Source organism: Bacillus bingmayongensis (assembly GCF_000299035.1).
GTDB lineage: Bacteria > Bacillota > Bacilli > Bacillales > Bacillaceae_G > Bacillus_A > Bacillus_A bingmayongensis.
This window is the reverse complement of record NZ_JH921517.1, coordinates 948529-964436: the sequence shown is the minus strand read 5'-3', so window position 1 is coordinate 964436 and position 15908 is coordinate 948529. Positions and strand designations below refer to the sequence as shown.

The 15908-nt window shown below is 35.7% G+C and carries 13 protein-coding genes and 1 pseudogene; 3 read left to right on the top strand and 11 right to left on the bottom strand.

Annotated elements, in window-relative coordinates:
* Positions 1-9: 9 nt before the first annotated feature.
* Positions 10-750 (bottom strand): 3-oxoacyl-ACP reductase FabG, encoded by a 741-nt coding sequence (gene fabG / locus Y7E_RS0112030; RefSeq protein WP_017151503.1) that lies wholly within the window; start codon positions 748-750, stop codon positions 10-12.
* Positions 751-882: 132 nt separating this feature from the next.
* Here fabG and Y7E_RS0112025 point away from each other — a divergent pair, with 132 nt between their 5' ends.
* The gene (locus Y7E_RS0112025) at positions 883-1032 is read left to right on the top strand and encodes a YfhD family protein (protein ID WP_017151502.1); all 150 of its coding nucleotides are present in this window, start codon (positions 883-885) and stop codon (positions 1030-1032) included.
* 83 nt (positions 1033-1115) lie between these two features.
* On the opposite strand, the gene Y7E_RS0112020 is transcribed toward Y7E_RS0112025, so the two are convergent.
* From Y7E_RS0112020 to Y7E_RS0112000, 5 genes are all read right to left on the bottom strand, one after another.
* Positions 1116-2975 carry a terpene cyclase/mutase family protein gene (locus tag Y7E_RS0112020; RefSeq protein ID WP_017151501.1) on the bottom strand — a complete coding sequence of 620 codons (1860 nt, stop codon included), beginning with the start codon at positions 2973-2975 and terminating at the stop codon, positions 1116-1118.
* Positions 2976-3076: 101 nt separating this feature from the next.
* Positions 3077-3502, bottom strand: a complete 426-nt coding sequence (locus Y7E_RS0112015; protein WP_017151500.1) for a divergent PAP2 family protein — start codon at positions 3500-3502, stop codon at positions 3077-3079.
* Between the two features lie 77 nt (positions 3503-3579).
* Positions 3580-4521 (bottom strand): EamA family transporter RarD, encoded by a 942-nt coding sequence (gene rarD / locus Y7E_RS0112010; RefSeq protein WP_017151499.1) that lies wholly within the window; start codon positions 4519-4521, stop codon positions 3580-3582.
* 222 nt (positions 4522-4743) lie between these two features.
* Entirely contained in the window at positions 4744-4998 is a 255-nt protein-coding gene (locus Y7E_RS0112005; RefSeq protein ID WP_017151498.1) for a DUF1294 domain-containing protein, read from the bottom strand.
* Between the two features lie 227 nt (positions 4999-5225).
* Positions 5226-6608 carry an amino acid permease gene (locus Y7E_RS0112000; RefSeq protein WP_017151497.1) on the bottom strand — a complete coding sequence of 461 codons (1383 nt, stop codon included), beginning with the start codon at positions 6606-6608 and terminating at the stop codon, positions 5226-5228.
* 661 nt (positions 6609-7269) lie between these two features.
* Here Y7E_RS0112000 and brnQ point away from each other — a divergent pair.
* Positions 7270-8616 (top strand): branched-chain amino acid transport system II carrier protein, encoded by a 1347-nt coding sequence (brnQ, locus tag Y7E_RS0111995; protein WP_017151496.1) that lies wholly within the window; start codon positions 7270-7272, stop codon positions 8614-8616.
* A 32-nt stretch (positions 8617-8648) separates the two neighbouring features.
* On the opposite strand, the gene Y7E_RS0111990 is transcribed toward brnQ, so the two are convergent.
* The 5 genes and pseudogenes from Y7E_RS0111990 to Y7E_RS0111970 all read right to left on the bottom strand — a co-directional run bounded on the left by Y7E_RS0111990 (position 8649) and on the right by Y7E_RS0111970 (position 15409).
* Positions 8649-8792 (bottom strand): hypothetical protein, encoded by a 144-nt coding sequence (locus Y7E_RS0111990; protein ID WP_017151495.1) that lies wholly within the window; start codon positions 8790-8792, stop codon positions 8649-8651.
* Between the two features lie 57 nt (positions 8793-8849).
* Positions 8850-12212 carry a tubulin-like doman-containing protein gene (locus Y7E_RS0111985; protein WP_017151494.1) on the bottom strand — a complete coding sequence of 1121 codons (3363 nt, stop codon included), beginning with the start codon at positions 12210-12212 and terminating at the stop codon, positions 8850-8852.
* A 176-nt stretch (positions 12213-12388) separates the two neighbouring features.
* Positions 12389-14488 carry a vWA domain-containing protein gene (locus tag Y7E_RS0111980; RefSeq protein ID WP_017151493.1) on the bottom strand — a complete coding sequence of 700 codons (2100 nt, stop codon included), beginning with the start codon at positions 14486-14488 and terminating at the stop codon, positions 12389-12391.
* A 367-nt stretch (positions 14489-14855) separates the two neighbouring features.
* A pseudogene (locus Y7E_RS29580) lies at positions 14856-15002 on the bottom strand (VOC family protein); the annotation flags it as partial.
* 71 nt (positions 15003-15073) lie between these two features.
* Positions 15074-15409 carry a hypothetical protein gene (locus Y7E_RS0111970; RefSeq protein ID WP_017151491.1) on the bottom strand — a complete coding sequence of 112 codons (336 nt, stop codon included), beginning with the start codon at positions 15407-15409 and terminating at the stop codon, positions 15074-15076.
* Between the two features lie 140 nt (positions 15410-15549).
* On the opposite strand from Y7E_RS0111970, the gene Y7E_RS0111965 reads away from it, so the two are divergent.
* The gene (locus Y7E_RS0111965) at positions 15550-15891 is read left to right on the top strand and encodes a DUF5320 domain-containing protein (RefSeq protein WP_017151490.1); all 342 of its coding nucleotides are present in this window, start codon (positions 15550-15552) and stop codon (positions 15889-15891) included.
* Positions 15892-15908: the final 17 nt, after the last annotated feature.

Here is a 15908-nt window from a genome sequence, read left to right as displayed (position 1 = left end):
TCCCCTGCCTTACACTTGCAGCCCGCCACTAACATTTAGAACCTCTCCTGTAATATATGAAGCATACTCTGAAGCTAAAAAGGCTGCTGCATTTGCAATATCTTGTGGTGTTCCAATTCGTCCAACTGGAATCGCACCAACCATCTTCTCTTTCACTTTATCTGGTATTGTCTTTGTCATATTTGTATCCATGAAACCTGGACAAATTGCATTGCAAGTAATTCCAAATCCCCCAGCTTCTTTCGCCGCCGTTTTTGTTAAACCAATAACTCCTGCTTTCGTCGCCGCATAATTCGCTTGACCAATATTCCCTTGCCAGCTAATGGAGGAAATATTTATGATGCGTCCATATTGCTGCTGTCTCATATAAAGAAGTGCTGGTTGCATGCAATAAAACACACCTGTTAAATTCACTTGCAGCACTTGTTCCCAGGCTGCTTTCTCCATTTTATGTAACATCGCATCTCTTGTAATCCCTGCATTATTCACTAAAATATGTAATTCTCCAAATGTTTGAAATGCGTATTCAATTAATGATTTTGCCTCACTTTGATTACTTACATCACAAGTGTATAAACTTACTTCATATCCTTGTGATACTAATTCATTGGTTGTTTCTTTTAATTTCTCTTCATTTACATCACTGATTAGTACCTTTGCACCTAATTTTGCAAAAGTACAAGCAATTTCTTTCCCTATCCCTTGTGCAGCTCCTGTTACGACAGCTGTTTTCCCATTTAAAAAGTCCATTACTCTCCCCCATTTCTATTACTTATACTGTATATTTCGGCTCTGCGCTTTCTAAATCCTTTTTGTATAAAAAAGTCTATTTGTGTCAAACTAAACTTGCAACATAGCATAAACACAAGGAGATTGTGTCGAATGAACAAAAAGAACCTAGGACGAAATAAAACTTCTGATGGCATCGATGTAGAATTCTCTCGTGAACTCGCTGATCACGATGACTTAGAAGCAAACGCACGTGCTGACGCCGCCGATGCACGTCAAAAACGCCAGTCTGAACAAAAATAAGGTGCTATCTCGCCCTTATCCTTTTGCAATTGGGACCTACTACTACCCATAAAAAATGAAATAAACCGAGATGATTTCTCGGTTTATTTCATATATTTTTTGACATAATGTGCAAAAGTAAGAAATGGAAATATATGAGGGTAACTATGGTAGCGAATATAAAATCCATCTGGTAATCCTATACCTGTAGGATAATCTTGATTCCGAGTTGGATGTGAAAGTAAATAAGAAATCCCTTTTCGAATAACAGGCGTTTCCTTATCGTAAAAAGCAATAAGTGCATCGAGTGCCCATGCTGTTTGTGATGGTGTACTAAAAGGTAACGAAATATAGTGCTTTTCTATACTACTCCTGCAAGATTCACCCCAACCTCCATCGCTATGTTGAATACTCTCTAACCATGTAGCTGCTTTTTGTAAAGTGGGATGATTAAATGGAACTCCTACAGCGCATAAACCTGTGAGGGCTGCCCAAGTACCATATATATAACTTACACCCCATTTTCCATACCACGATCCATTCTTCTCCTGTGCATTTATTAACCATCTGATTGCTCGATTTTTTTGATCATCTTTTAATTCATGCGGAGTATATGTTCCAAAAAACTCCAATACTCTGCCTGTAATATCTGGCGTAGATGGATCTGTAATCATATCACCTGCGTTATCAAGGGGGAAATGGGTCAGAAAACTACTTGTGACACCTCTTTCAAAAGCTCCCCAACCTCCATCGTTATTTTGTAATCCCTTTACCCATTCGATTCCCTTTTTCCACGATTCTTCTACTCTTTGATTTCCCTCTCGACTTCGTGCTAACGCTCTCAGGGCAGCTGTCGTATCATCAATGTCAGGAATTGTCGTATTAATATTTGAAAATCCCCAACCTCCAGGGTCAAGTGATGGGGCATGCACACTCCAATCTTTTTTCTCTTTATGCTGTTTTTGTAGTAAATAATCTGTCGTTTTTTGAATCATTTGATTATCATATGGTACACCCCCTTCTTGCAACGAATAGCTTAATAAAGCTGTGTCCCACACTGTAGATGGGGAATTTTGAAGATGTACCCCCTTGTTCATATTCCATATATAAGATTTCAGTCCTAATACTGCATTTGAAATAAGCGGAGACTGAATCGAATATCCAAGCGCAAGCAATGCATAAATCATATAAAATGTAGCACTCGCATAACTGTATAAGGTTCCATTTGTATCAATCCGTTCGATCATAAAACGCTCTGCTTCCTTATATCCTTTATGATGTAGAGATAAAGGATACGATAAAAATTTTTTCACATCTCTAAGTAACGTTTGAAAAAATGGGGAACGTTCTTCACGGAACCACTGCGTCTTACTCCCTCCTGAAATATGATCTAAATTAGGAAGTATGATTTTTGACACGGCAAATCGTTTATTCATACAAATCATCATCGGAATTAGATGAATACGTGCAGAACTACTTAGCTCAAATATACTGAGAGGGGAATCTTCGGGTAAAAATAAGATTGGGGTTGGAAAGTGAAATAATGAGGGATATTCATATCCTCCGTGAAGCGCTAATAAAAACTTTGTCATAAAGTGAGCACGTGCGATCCCACCCCGTTCACGAATAAAGGCTTCAGCTCGTTTCATATTTATATCTTCTTTCGTATACTTTCTAGAGGCAAGTAAAGCCGCATATGCCTGAATTGTAGTGGACAAGTTACCAACAGGCTCATCTTCGTATAACTTCCAAGTTCCTTCATTTGTTTGAAGAGATGCAAGTCTTGCAACAAATGGCTCTATTTCTTTATCTTGACCTAATAATCTGAGTAAAAAAATCATATGGCAATCTGTTAATGGTGATCCCTCAAAACAAAACCGCCATGTTCCGTCTTGCTGTTGCATGATTTGCAGTGCAGTAATTTTCCGATTAACTTCCTCACACACTTTTTCATATAATAACACTCTCTTCACCTCCCTTTCTAAATCCGTATACGATATTCCGTTTGATAAACAATTATGTGTAAAACAAATAAAAGCAGAACATGTAAAGATACACGTTCTGCTCATAAACAATATCCAATTCCAACCACAATTCCTAAAATAGCTCCAACAACAACTTGATAAGGTGTATGTCCGACAAGTTCATTTAATTTTTTATATTCCGTTTGTCTACCGTGAAAAAAATCATTTAAAATCTTTGCCTGCTTACTTACTGCAAGCCTTACCCCTGAAGCATCATACATGACAATAATGGCAAAAATAGTCGCGACAGCAAATACTGCACTCGTTATCCCTTCCACCATTCCAACACCTGTTGCTAACGCTGTAACCGTTGAAGAATGAGAGCTTGGCATTCCACCAGAAGCAAAAAACTGTGCAAAATCAAATTCTCTCATCTTTACTAATTTAAAAATGACTTTCGTTAACTGTGCCAAAAACCAGGCAAGTACAGCCGCCATAAGTGGATCATTATGTAAAATTGTTTCCATATTTTCAGCTCCCTACTGACTGTAATGGAAATTCTATACTATAAGTATAAAGAAAAAAGCGTAGAAAATACTACGCTTTATGATACTTTTGCTGATTTATTTTTAAGAAATTTAGGTTGCTTCCGTAGTAAAAACTTTGTTTTTGCCATTGAAAATACTAATAATGCAATCCAAATAAAGAAAAATGCTGTCGTATGAGCCGATGTAAAATGCTCATGGAAAATAAATACACCTAAAATTAGATTGATGGTCGGTGCAATATATTGTAAAAAACCGATCATATAGAGCGGGATAAGTTGTGCTCCTTTTGCAAAATAAAAAAGCGGCAATGCCGTCACAATCCCTGCTCCCATTAACAGTAACGTTGAAGCACTTGAAATAGAACCAAATGAACCAAAACCATGCTCACCAGTCATAATCAAGTAAATAACTGCAAGTGGCGTCACAATCATTGTTTCCATCGTAAGACCTAACATTGCATCATAATTCAGTAATTTTTTTGTTAACCCATATAATCCAAATGTAAACGCCAGTGAAAGAGCAATCCACGGAATCGAACCATATCGAAACGTTAAAATAATAACACCTATTCCTGCTAAACCAACTGCAACATATTGCCAAAAGTTAAGTTTTTCTTTCAAAAAAACTGTACCAAGTAAAATACTTACAAGTGGATTAATATAATAACCAAGACTCGCTTCAATGATATGATTCTGATTTACAGCCCATATGTACACAAACCAATTCCCACTAATTAAAATGGAAGCAATTGTTAACGAGATGAATAATTTAGGTCGTTTAAAAAGGCTCACAAGTTCACTAAAAAATTTCCCCAATCGCTTTGATATCCCCAAAATCAGTAACATAAAAACAAACGCCCAAACAATACGATGTGCTAATATTTCTTCTGCAGGAACTTCCCCCACCCATTTCCAGTAAACAGGAAGAACTCCCCACATCATATAAGCACCAGCCGCATATAATATCCCTTTTCTTTGCAGTGCTGTTTGACTCTCCATCTTCCTTGTTCTCCTCTTCTCTTTTTCTCTTCATTATAAGGTGTATCTTTAAATCTTTACAAATATTCTCTCCCTAACTTTTTCGACAATATAATTCCCTTTCCAAAAAACTTAATTATTTTTATATTACATACTTTAGAACCTAGTAAAAACAGCTAAATTCCTTTTAGAATCCTCATAGAAACCTAATTTGTAGCATCCACTCTAATTAATCAACTAAACCTAAATCACCCATATAGCATATGAAGTTATAGCAACAAGAAGTGGTATACCCATTTTAAATTTATTTTTATGAGTTTTATGGTGAAAAACATACATTCCAATCCACGTTCCAATTGCTCCTCCTGCTGCAGACACTAAAAACAATGTACTCTCAGGGGTACGCCATTGTTTTTTCACTGCTTTACGTTTATCAAGCCCCACCATCGAAAAAGCAATAACACTAATACATATTATATACATACATTTTACGAACATTATTAATTCTCACATCGCTTTCTTTTTCCATTTAATCCTTTCTACAATAATAGCAATTTTATTTTTATACAAATAAAAAATCGCTGTAGGCTGAAAAGATAACTTGTAAACAAGTTATCTTTTCAGCCTACAGCTGTTATTTCAATTACTTATCCCACTATTCGCGTACAGTAAAAACTAAAATTGATGAGAGCTAACAACCAGTCTTAGAGGATGATTGTTACACTTTATGCGCTATTTCCTTTTCTTATATTGCTATGTTTTTTAGCATACACAAAATAAACGAAAATACCTATCATAATCCAAACCATAAAACTGATTAAAGTTACTTGAGAAAGGTTTAAAGCTAAATACATACAACTTATTATTGACATTATTGGTAAAAAAGGAACCAATGGTGCACGAAATGGTCTTTTAATATTTGGTTTTGTTTTACGCAGTACAATTACAGCAATAGATACAAATATAAAAGCTGTTATCGTTCCCATATTCACTAAATTCGCCAATAAATTCAAATCTACAAGTCCAGCTAAAAGTGCTGCGAGAATTCCTGTAATCCATGTATTAAGGAATGGTGTTTGAAAACGTTTATGCACACTTGAAAGCTTCTTTGGAAGTAATCCATCGCGACTCATTGAATAAGATACCCGTATAAAAGCAAACATCGCTACTAAAAGAACTGTAGTTAAACCAGCAATGGCTCCTACTGATAACAAACCTGCAATTTTCTCCTCTCCTACAGCACGTAATGCATATGCAACTGGATCAGCTACATTCAATTCAGTAAATGGTATCATTCCTGTTAAAATAAACGAAACACCAATATAAAGAATTGTACAGATACATAACGATACAAGAAGACCGATTGGGACATTGCGTTGCGGGCGTTTTACTTCTTCAGCTGCTGTAGCTACTGCATCAAAACCCAAAAAGGCAAAAAATACAGTAGCCGCCCCGCCAATAACACCGTGAAATCCAAACGGAAGAAATGGTTGCCAGTTCTCTGGTTTTACATATTGTCCACCTACAATAATAAACCCTAAAATAACTGCAATTTTAATAATAACCATTATATTGTTAATACGGGCACTTTCTTTCGCACCACGACTTAATAAAAATGTAACAACTAAAATAATAAAAACTGCAGGTAAATCAATGATTCCACCTTTTCCCATGCCCGGTGCCGAAGCAAAAAGAGCAGGAATCTTAATATGAAATCCTAAAAGTAATGATTGAAAATAAGCGGACCATCCAGCTGCTACCGCAGAGGTTGCTAATAAATACTCTAACATGACACACCAACCAACTATAAAAGCAAAAATTTCTCCTAACGTAATATATGTGTAAGAATATACACTACCGGATACTGGAACAGTAGAAGCAAATTCAGCATAACAAAATGCCACGCAGGCACAAACGATTGCAGCCAATACGAAAGATAGAACAATTGCTGGGCCAGCATGTTTCGCTGCCACAATACCTGTTAATACAAAAATACCAGTTCCAATAATTGCCCCGATTCCTAAAAGAGTTAAGTCAAATGCTCCTAACGTTTGGTTCAATACTCTTTTCTTTTCTTCATTCATTTCCTTTTTAATTAGTAGACTCATTAGTAAAAACCTCGTTTTCAATATAATCCCTTACTAAGTACAACCTCTTCTATTCCGTTTTCGAGTTTTTATAATTATTATTTTTCAATAACTATAAATTTTACTTTTTTCTAAACTTGATGTTTTTAAAAATACAGAAAATTTAAAATATACATTAAAAATTATCTATATGATATTCTTTCAAATGATGCATCACTACGAAACAGGATTGAATTTATCATATAATTAATTCAATTGTCAATAATAAGACCACTCATTTTCTAATGGATAATTATGTAACAAAGAGTATTATTTCACAAACTAAATCTTTAAATTCCAATCATCACCAGGTATATCTCTTGATTTATTTTTCTAATATTAAAACTTCATTCACTCTCCCCTACAAGATACATATGCATTCAACTATCTCATAAATAAAATTATTTTTGTGAAATAAAAACAATAGTCACTTGATTGTATCTTAACTCTATTATTTGCATGATTTAAGTTTCAAATCATAAATTTATTCTTTATTATTAATTCAAAATAATAAATTTTTTGTTGCTATATAAAATTCATATTAGTATAATTAAAAACGTTGTGAATATAACAATTTTAAAATTCAGAATTTTCTATGTGATATTATGGTATTTTTAAGAATTATTTCAATGGAGGTTTTAAGTTGGCAAATAAAGCACCCTTTTCTCGTGTTCTTGTAATCGGTCTTATGTTATTTGCACTGTTTTTTGGTGCTGGAAATTTAATTTTCCCAGCTATGTTAGGACAAGCAGCTGGGCATAATGTGTGGATGGCTACTGCTGGATTTCTAATTACAGGAGTAGGTCTTCCTTTATTAGGAGTTCTAGCATTTGGCATTTCTGGTAGCGATGATTTACAAACATTAGCGAATCGTGTTCACCCTTGGTTCAGTACTGTGTACACCTTTATTCTTTATTTAGCAATCGGCCCGTTATTTGCACTCCCTAGAGCTGGAAGTGTTTCTTTTGAAATAGGTGTAAAACCATTTTTATCTAACGGCACAGAAACGATTGCATTACTTATTTTCACAATCATTTTCTTTAGTATTACATGTTGGTTCTCCTTTAATCCAACGAAAATTGTAGATGTTGTTGGAAAACTTTTAACACCTATCAAACTTACATTCATCGGGATTTTAGTAGTTGCAGCGTTTGTTCAACCAATCGGTCCTATTCAGGCACCTGCAAAAGAATTTGTGAACAATTCTTTTTTTAAAGGTTTCCAAGAAGGTTACTTAACAATGGATACACTTGCATCTTTTGTATTTGGCATTATTATTATCAATGCTATAAAAGAGAAGGGTACTTATGATAAAAAAGAAATAGTGAGCGTTTGCGCAAAAGCTGCTGGTATTGCGGCAATTGTATTAACGATTGTCTATACTTCTCTCTCTTATATGGGAGCCGCTAGCGTGTCTAAACTAGGACATCTAACAAATGGCGGTGAAGTATTAGCAAAAGTAGCTAATTATTATTTTAGTTCTTTGGGGAACTTATTATTAGGCTTAATGATTACTGTCGCCTGCTTAACAACAAGTGTTGGGCTTGTAACATCATGCTCTTCATACTTCCATAAAGTATTCCCGAAAATATCTTATAAAACATTTGCTGTTATGCTTTCTGTTTTTAGCACATTTATTGCAAACCTTGGATTAACGGAATTAATTGCGATTTCTGTACCAGTACTTACAGCAATATATCCACTGGCAATTATGCTCATTGTATTAACATTTTTACACCCTATCTTTAAAGGACGAACAGAGGTATATCAATGGAGCTTATTCCTAACTTTTGTCGTTAGTTTGTTCGATGGACTAAATGCAGCAAATATACCTATTCAAGTAATCAATGTTACTTTTTCTAAAATTCTTCCTTTATACGATGCAGGTTTAGGCTGGATTTGTCCTGCAATTATTGGGGGATGTATCGGTTATTTCATTTATATATTCCGGATGAAATACATTACTAGTTCCCCGAAAACAAATCATTAAAAAGCCATGCAGATGAAATCTGCATGGCTTTTTTAATCTTCCATTTCTATTTCCACATCGCTCTTTTCCACATGCTCATTACGTAATTCTTCTTCCTGCATTTCCATCGAAATCATCGCATGATAAATCTCTGGATATAATCCAAATATTTGATACACGCTTCCTAAAAACGGCATCTGAACCCCTCTTTTCAAAAATAGTATTGACATAATTAAGGGTTCCCTATCTTCATGCTATACATTCGTTTTTGTGTCTTGTTCCTCATCTTGAACATGTAATGCATGTTGCCACTTTTTATAAGGCGCACTATTGGGATCCACATAACCTTTTGCATACGAACGGTCCCATAGCTGTTTTACAAACGTCTCTGCTTCTTTCTTTGCCACCATTTCTGCACCCGTACCATAATAACTTTGAAAATACAGCCTTATCTCATCTAGAAGTAAACGCAATAATTCATCTGATGTTTCTTCTAGCGTTGGATCATACTTTGCCTCACGGTCATACATTAAAATGATATCTAAAATATTATGAACATGCTCTTTGCGAAGCCATCTTACATCTTGAGCACCTAACACAAAGACTTGTGTATACAAATGCCCACCTTGGAGCATTGCTTTTTCCTGCTCTTCTTCAAAACGTGACAAAATATTTTCATAAATAAACGGATTATGAAGCAATGCGCGATGCAATTTATAGCTTTCGCTTGAAATATTTTTTCCCATTGACTGAATTAAAAAGCTGCGACCTACACCATTGTATTGATATACAAATTGACCATCGACAGCAACAAGACTAATCCACCGATACATATATGCATAAAGAAGAGCACGATTACATTTATCATAATCTAACTTGGTCTGCGTTGCATTTAAGTCCGGCATAAAGGCTGGTAAGTGCCAATATTTATCTAAATGTGGTGTTAAATTCGATTTTTTGATATTTAATTTATTCACGCGGCGATAATAAGACTGAAAATAGTCACCTTTATCATTCATAAAACCATTTGCAAGATGTCCAGATGAAAGCTTAGGAAAATCTTGTAACGACAATCCATAATGTGCTCGGTAACAAATTACTTCAAATGGTGAAAATGCTTCATTCACTGTATCTTTTTCTTGAAACATTTCTTGCAATAGTTCTTCTTGTAGTTCCTGTTTTAGTGAAGGATGTACCCCCCAATATTGTAACTCACGATGATGGGCTACTTTCGGAATAAATGGACTTGCTAAATGGAAAAGGTCTTCAATTTTTTCTCTCACATACTCATTACGATCACGTTTTTTAAAATCCGCTTCTTTTCGCAATGCTTCAATAATATTAAGCTCTAGTTTGTCACGATATCGCACTTGAAGTTCGGCATAGCAATACGTTAAAATGTGCTCCCGATAAAAATCCTCTACCTTCTTAGATTGACTTTCTTCCGCTTGTGTATCACGACAATATTCCGCATACAAGCTCATATAAATCTCCGCTGATATATCCTTGGGAAGCACACCTAAATTTAAATGTTGCTGCATATCTTCCCATATTCTTTCTTGTAGCTTTTCATCTGCTAATACATATACATTTGTTGGATTTGTTTTCCCTTCAAATTCTTTGCTTCGTTTTTGAATTTCAAACAGCAAATTTTCACGTGTCTCTTGTAAATTATCAAAGAACCTTTCCCAATGTTGGATCATTTTATTTACTGCTTGATATAAGGATTGATAAACGAGTTCAAGTAACATTTCTTTACGATATTCATTCAACTTATGCACATATTGCGTGACTATATCTTCAAATTCTTTTCGGAATGTACGCTGCTGATTGTAGAACACCTTTCCAAACCAACCTTGCTGCTGCGCCAGTTCAACGCGGCGCACTGCTGTTACTGTACCATCAATATTACTTACATTAAATTTCTTATCGTAGTTTTGAATTAAATTACGCTTCTGTTCATTATTCTCATGTAAGCGATTCATCTTCTCTACTAATTGCTTCCGAATTTCATATAGCATAAAACGAGCAGCCACTGGATGAACAGCTTCTGTTTTCTTTAAAAACCACGTATTTAGTTGATATGACTGTCCTTCTGAACCACTAGGTGCATATCGATCCGATTCTATCATGTCATACAAAAGCGTCGTCACATGTTCATGTACACGACTTGGAATCGCGTATGCATATAACCGAACTGCATGATCAACTCTCGCCACTTCCCCCTTCATTTGCTCCATCATTTTAAGCTTTGCAGCAGATATTTTACATTCATGCTGTAACCTATTTAACTCTTCGTCTTTTTGTACAGTACGCTGTACATAACTTTCAACTGCTTCTAAAAACAACTTGGATTTCGCAACGCCAACCTTACCTCCCTCTGCACCTTCGCGTGTTTCATTATACATTTGTCTATAGAAAATATGCGCTTGCTCCGGACGAGTGGCAAGATGCTCTAAATCTTCTAAATAACTTTTCCCTCGCTCTGGCTTTTCACGCTGCATACCACGGCGAACATCTTGCTCATACCGCTGTTTTTTCTCTTGAAACAATTGATCTAAATGGAGCCATGATTCATCTAATCCTTGCACAGCCCATTTCAAGGCACAATATTTTAAAACATGCTCATATGGATAAATGAGCTTTGCCGTTCCAGCACCGCAATAACGTGCTTTTCCATTCGATTCTGCCAACTGCTGAATTTGATTATCTTCTTGTGCAAAATGACTTGTGGACATCGGACTAAATAGCTGTAAATAAATCGTGTTTGTCATTTGTTCCATGTAATCTGATAGATTGTGTAAATGATGACCATGTAAATTTTCATAATCATATAAGAAACAATAATTATATGGTAAATGATGTTCTTTAATTGTATGATTCGTTCTCCCGTCTTCATCCACTTGATCCGGACGATACTCTAGTTCAATTGTTACACCGCCCCGCTTTGATAATTCACCTGTTGAACCAAGTGTAATTGCATGCAACTCTTTTAATGACGCGTAACCGTTTGCCTGCACAGTTTCAAATTCTTTCGCACTAACGGTGCGCGTCTTAACAAGTGCATCTGGCATTAAAAATGCACCCCGTATTAAAATGTTATGATGTTGTAATTTTTTTCGAAGCATTTCGCGTAAATACAATGCAATTTGTAAGAACATACCTGAACCGGTACCACCAGCTAATGATGTAACGATAATAACGCGAACACCATACTCTGTTTGATCACTTGTGACAGGAAAAATCTTTTCGATTTCTTGCCAAAAAGCAGTCAATTTATCTTCTTTCATCGCTGCCCGAAGGGCTAAGCGTGAAATCACACGGAGTTGGCCAGCTCCTTCTGTTAATGGTTTATCTAGAATTGTAGGGTCCATCGGAAACCATTCTGGAATCGTCGGATCCCCCGCAATATATTCTCGCGGTGTTTTACTAGAGCTAGTTTGTGTCTTGAACTTACGAATATGCTCAAATTTACTTAATGTATTCACATCTGTGTCAAAGACATGCATTGCTACCTTTTTACGTCGTTCCTCTGGCAATTTTTCATATATTTGATGTGTAACAGTACTACCGATTCCACCTAAACCAATTAAAATTGTGGGAACTTGTAATGTCATGTGAACCACCTTCCTATAAGTGCGTGTTCAAAAAGGAAGATAAAGAGAGCCAAGTAGTTCAAGGCGCAGACGCCAGCTGAATACGGAGTGTAGCTGAAAACTACATGAGTACCGGACTGGCAACGTCACGAAGAAATACGACAGCTATCTTTACCGGACTTTTTGAACTTCCTCTATTATTCACATTCGTATCGATAGATTTCTTTTCCATATCCACGATCAATCAGTAAAATTTCATTCGGATATAATGTTTTATGCTCATTTCCAGCGTCTTCCTCTGTTATAAACATACCGTCAATGATCATACCGATCACTTGTGATTCCTTTGCTACAAATATAGACTTTGAACCTTTTTTCGCTATAAAGGTTACGGATTGTATCGTCTTTCGTTCTGCTCGAAATGGAATACCAAAATAATGTTTCCACCATTTGTTTCTTAGTAATTCTGGTTCAGATTGATACAGCCAATCTTTCGCTACTTCTTGATCCCATTCGTAGTACAACATTGCTTTCCGATGAAACCTTGGCCGGACAATCCACCCTAAAATAAGAATCGCAACCAGCAAAAGTAGGAATGCAACTGGGATTACAAATTGAAAAATTAGCGCATAACGTTCCCAGAATGGTGCATTTTGAATATGAAACGAAATCGTTTTCTTTACTTCTTGTAACCTTGAATCGTTTATAGTGATGGTAGCTTCTATGGTGCCGGTATCTGTAAAATTGAATGTATCGGAGTAGTAAGGACGAGGATACACATAAATTTGATTGTCATGTTGCCGCAGTTCGTAGTTGATCGATTGATGAGATGTAACACCAGTAGATTGCAGTAGTTTCTTTACCTCCACTTCTGTCATTGGTTCACCATTTAGTAATGGCTGCAACACAAACGGTTTACTCTTTTCTAAATTCGTCACCTTCTCCTCATAATCTTTCGTTATGACCTGCAAAGACAACTTTGCCTTTGGCATCGGATCGATTCGGAACTCTCTCGTTTGTCTGTAAAACCCTTTTATATTCATATGAACTTTCCCACGTACTGGCTGTTTTCCAACTTGTGTCTCATAGTAGAATAGGCTTCTTTTATTATCCCATTTCATTGGATACAGCTTTCCATCTAGTTCTATTTCTGCTTGGAAATAAGAAGATTGAATTGGTAAATCTGTCGGTTTCGCTTCAATAACTGCTTTCGTTCCCTCATACATTTTCTCAACGTTTTTTTTCGCTTTATCCTCTTTATCATAAGTAGAAACGGTATAGTCAAGTGCTGGTTCAACAAGTACTTTCAATCCTTCTTTCACAATATCTCTATCAATTTCTAATTTGTATGTCCCTGGGTTAATTACTTTATGGTTCGTAGCACCGATATGAGTAATACCACCATATAATTTTGCTTCTCCTGGTGCGTGAATCGAAAAGGACGATTGTACTTCTAATGGTTTAGAAAGTTGTTCTATCCGATATTGCGATGCGTTAGTAGATTGTTGTACGAACGTCATTCGCTTTAATGGGAATGGCGTAGTAATCTCTAATTTATTACCAGATATATTTGTTTTCACGACAGATTCAACAGAAGAAAACGGATCTCGATTCGCAACCAAGGCAGCTGCTTGATTTACACTTTGAATGACTCCATCTTCCCCACTCGTCGGCATGATGATACCATTTATTTTTTGCTTCCAAATTTCTTTGAACGTATTCATCTGTTGTTGTTCTTGCTGTCCTAAGTTTTCTTCCATTGTTATTAAAACTGGATGCAATGATATTTTTTTCGCTTCCATTTCTTTTTTAAATTGTTCCAGTTTCTGCGTGATTTGTTCTTTACCGCCAGTCTTTTCTTTTTCTAATTCATTAAATGCCCCGTCAGTTAATACAATAAGCCAAAATTCACGTTTTCCATTTATGTCTGCTTCCTTTTTAATAGATTGCATCGCGGTCTCTACTGCGCTAAACGGCGTATTTAAATAATTCTTCCATGCTCCAATTTGATCAATTTCTGTTTGCCTTTTTTTATTCATTAAGCCGACACTAATTGCTTCAGTAGGACGACTCATTGGAACATATGAAAAGCTATCTTTTTCATCTAATAATGCAACTAAACTTTGCAAAGCGTAATTGGCATACTTCCAGCGATCGTTATTTCTCATGCTGCCAGAATCATCATATACAAGTGAAACGACCCTTTCTTTTGCCTCCTCTCCTTTTGCAAAAGTTGAAAAAGGATTCAAACACGATAATAGAAAAAAGATGAATGTGGCACAGATTCGAATCTTCATGATGAGGCTTCGCCACCTTTGTAGACAAATTCCTATGTTTAAATTTATGAAAAGAAACAAGATATATGACTTGTATTTTCGGATAAACGAGTTTCTATAATTTTATTATGTAGACAATATTACTAAAATAAAAAAGCCATTTTGGTGACCACCCTCTTGTAAATTTTGATTGATTGTACGTCTTATAGCGTTTGTTTTTTATAATATTAAGAAACCTGTTTTGAAAAGAAAATGATCAAAACAGGCTCTTAATACATTCCATGCAGAAAATTCTTACAAAAAAGTTGGATTCTTTTCTATTTAAGTATTCAGCAATTACGCCTTTGGTTATTATGATAAAGGTTTATACTGTTTAATTAGCAAAGTACTTCAAACGTTGATTAATCTTATTCACCTGTTCTTCATTTTCTTGTGGAAATCCCACATGAAATGTTTTAGGATACTGTACCTCTTTCCCTTTCATCAAAGTTAATATAAATCCATCATCATCAAACATAACTGCAAAACCATTTCCTCCCTCCCAAAAGTTAGAATCTTCTATCATCTTATCATCCAAATAAAAAACACGCCTATAACAGCGTGTTTTTATTGCTTCACATATACTTCAACAATAGGATTGTCTTTACGATCCGCGTGCAGGCGGATATTCTCTTCGCTTGTATGATAAATACTTGCTAATAACATAACTGTTAACAAGTTGGGGATTTCCCCATCACTTCCAAATTTCCGTTCAAGTACCTCTTCATATTCAAAATCCAAATCTCCTTGTATATATGTATACACTTCAAATCCATCTGCTAAATCACAAACAATCCTATCGATAATATCTGCCCCTATTTGCTTTTCCATTTCACTACGAAGGGCGTTTGTAAATTCATTCCAAGGAACTTCATATGTTTGAAATTGATCTTTAGGTTCCATATGTCCCACTCCTTTTCCACATACACTCTCCCCTTATCTTTTCCCTTTCTCGCAACAATTATGAAACTTAGGTCAATCGTACAAGCCGTACTTGTCCTGTTAACATATCGTATTACTGTAACACGGAAGGAGGAAAGAACGTGCATCGTCAAAAATGTTATAATACTTGCCGACGTTATTTTGGTAAAGTTGTACGAATTGAAGATCGCGATGGTTATATTCATCTAGGTAAAATAGTTGACGTAACAGATGATTCTGTTTGGATTGAGCCGTTTCATCGTCCATCTTTTGATACCGGTTTTGGATACTATGATGCATATGCAAATGGCGGCTGTGACTTTTGTGGTGGATTACGTCAATGTAACCGTTGTGGATTTGGTTTTGATAGAGGTTGTGGTAGAGGATTTTGCGGAAGTGGCGCCATTGAATTAGCTTTTGGATTTATTTTCGGTATTGCTTTAGCAGCATTATTTTTCATCTAATATACAAAGGAGATGAC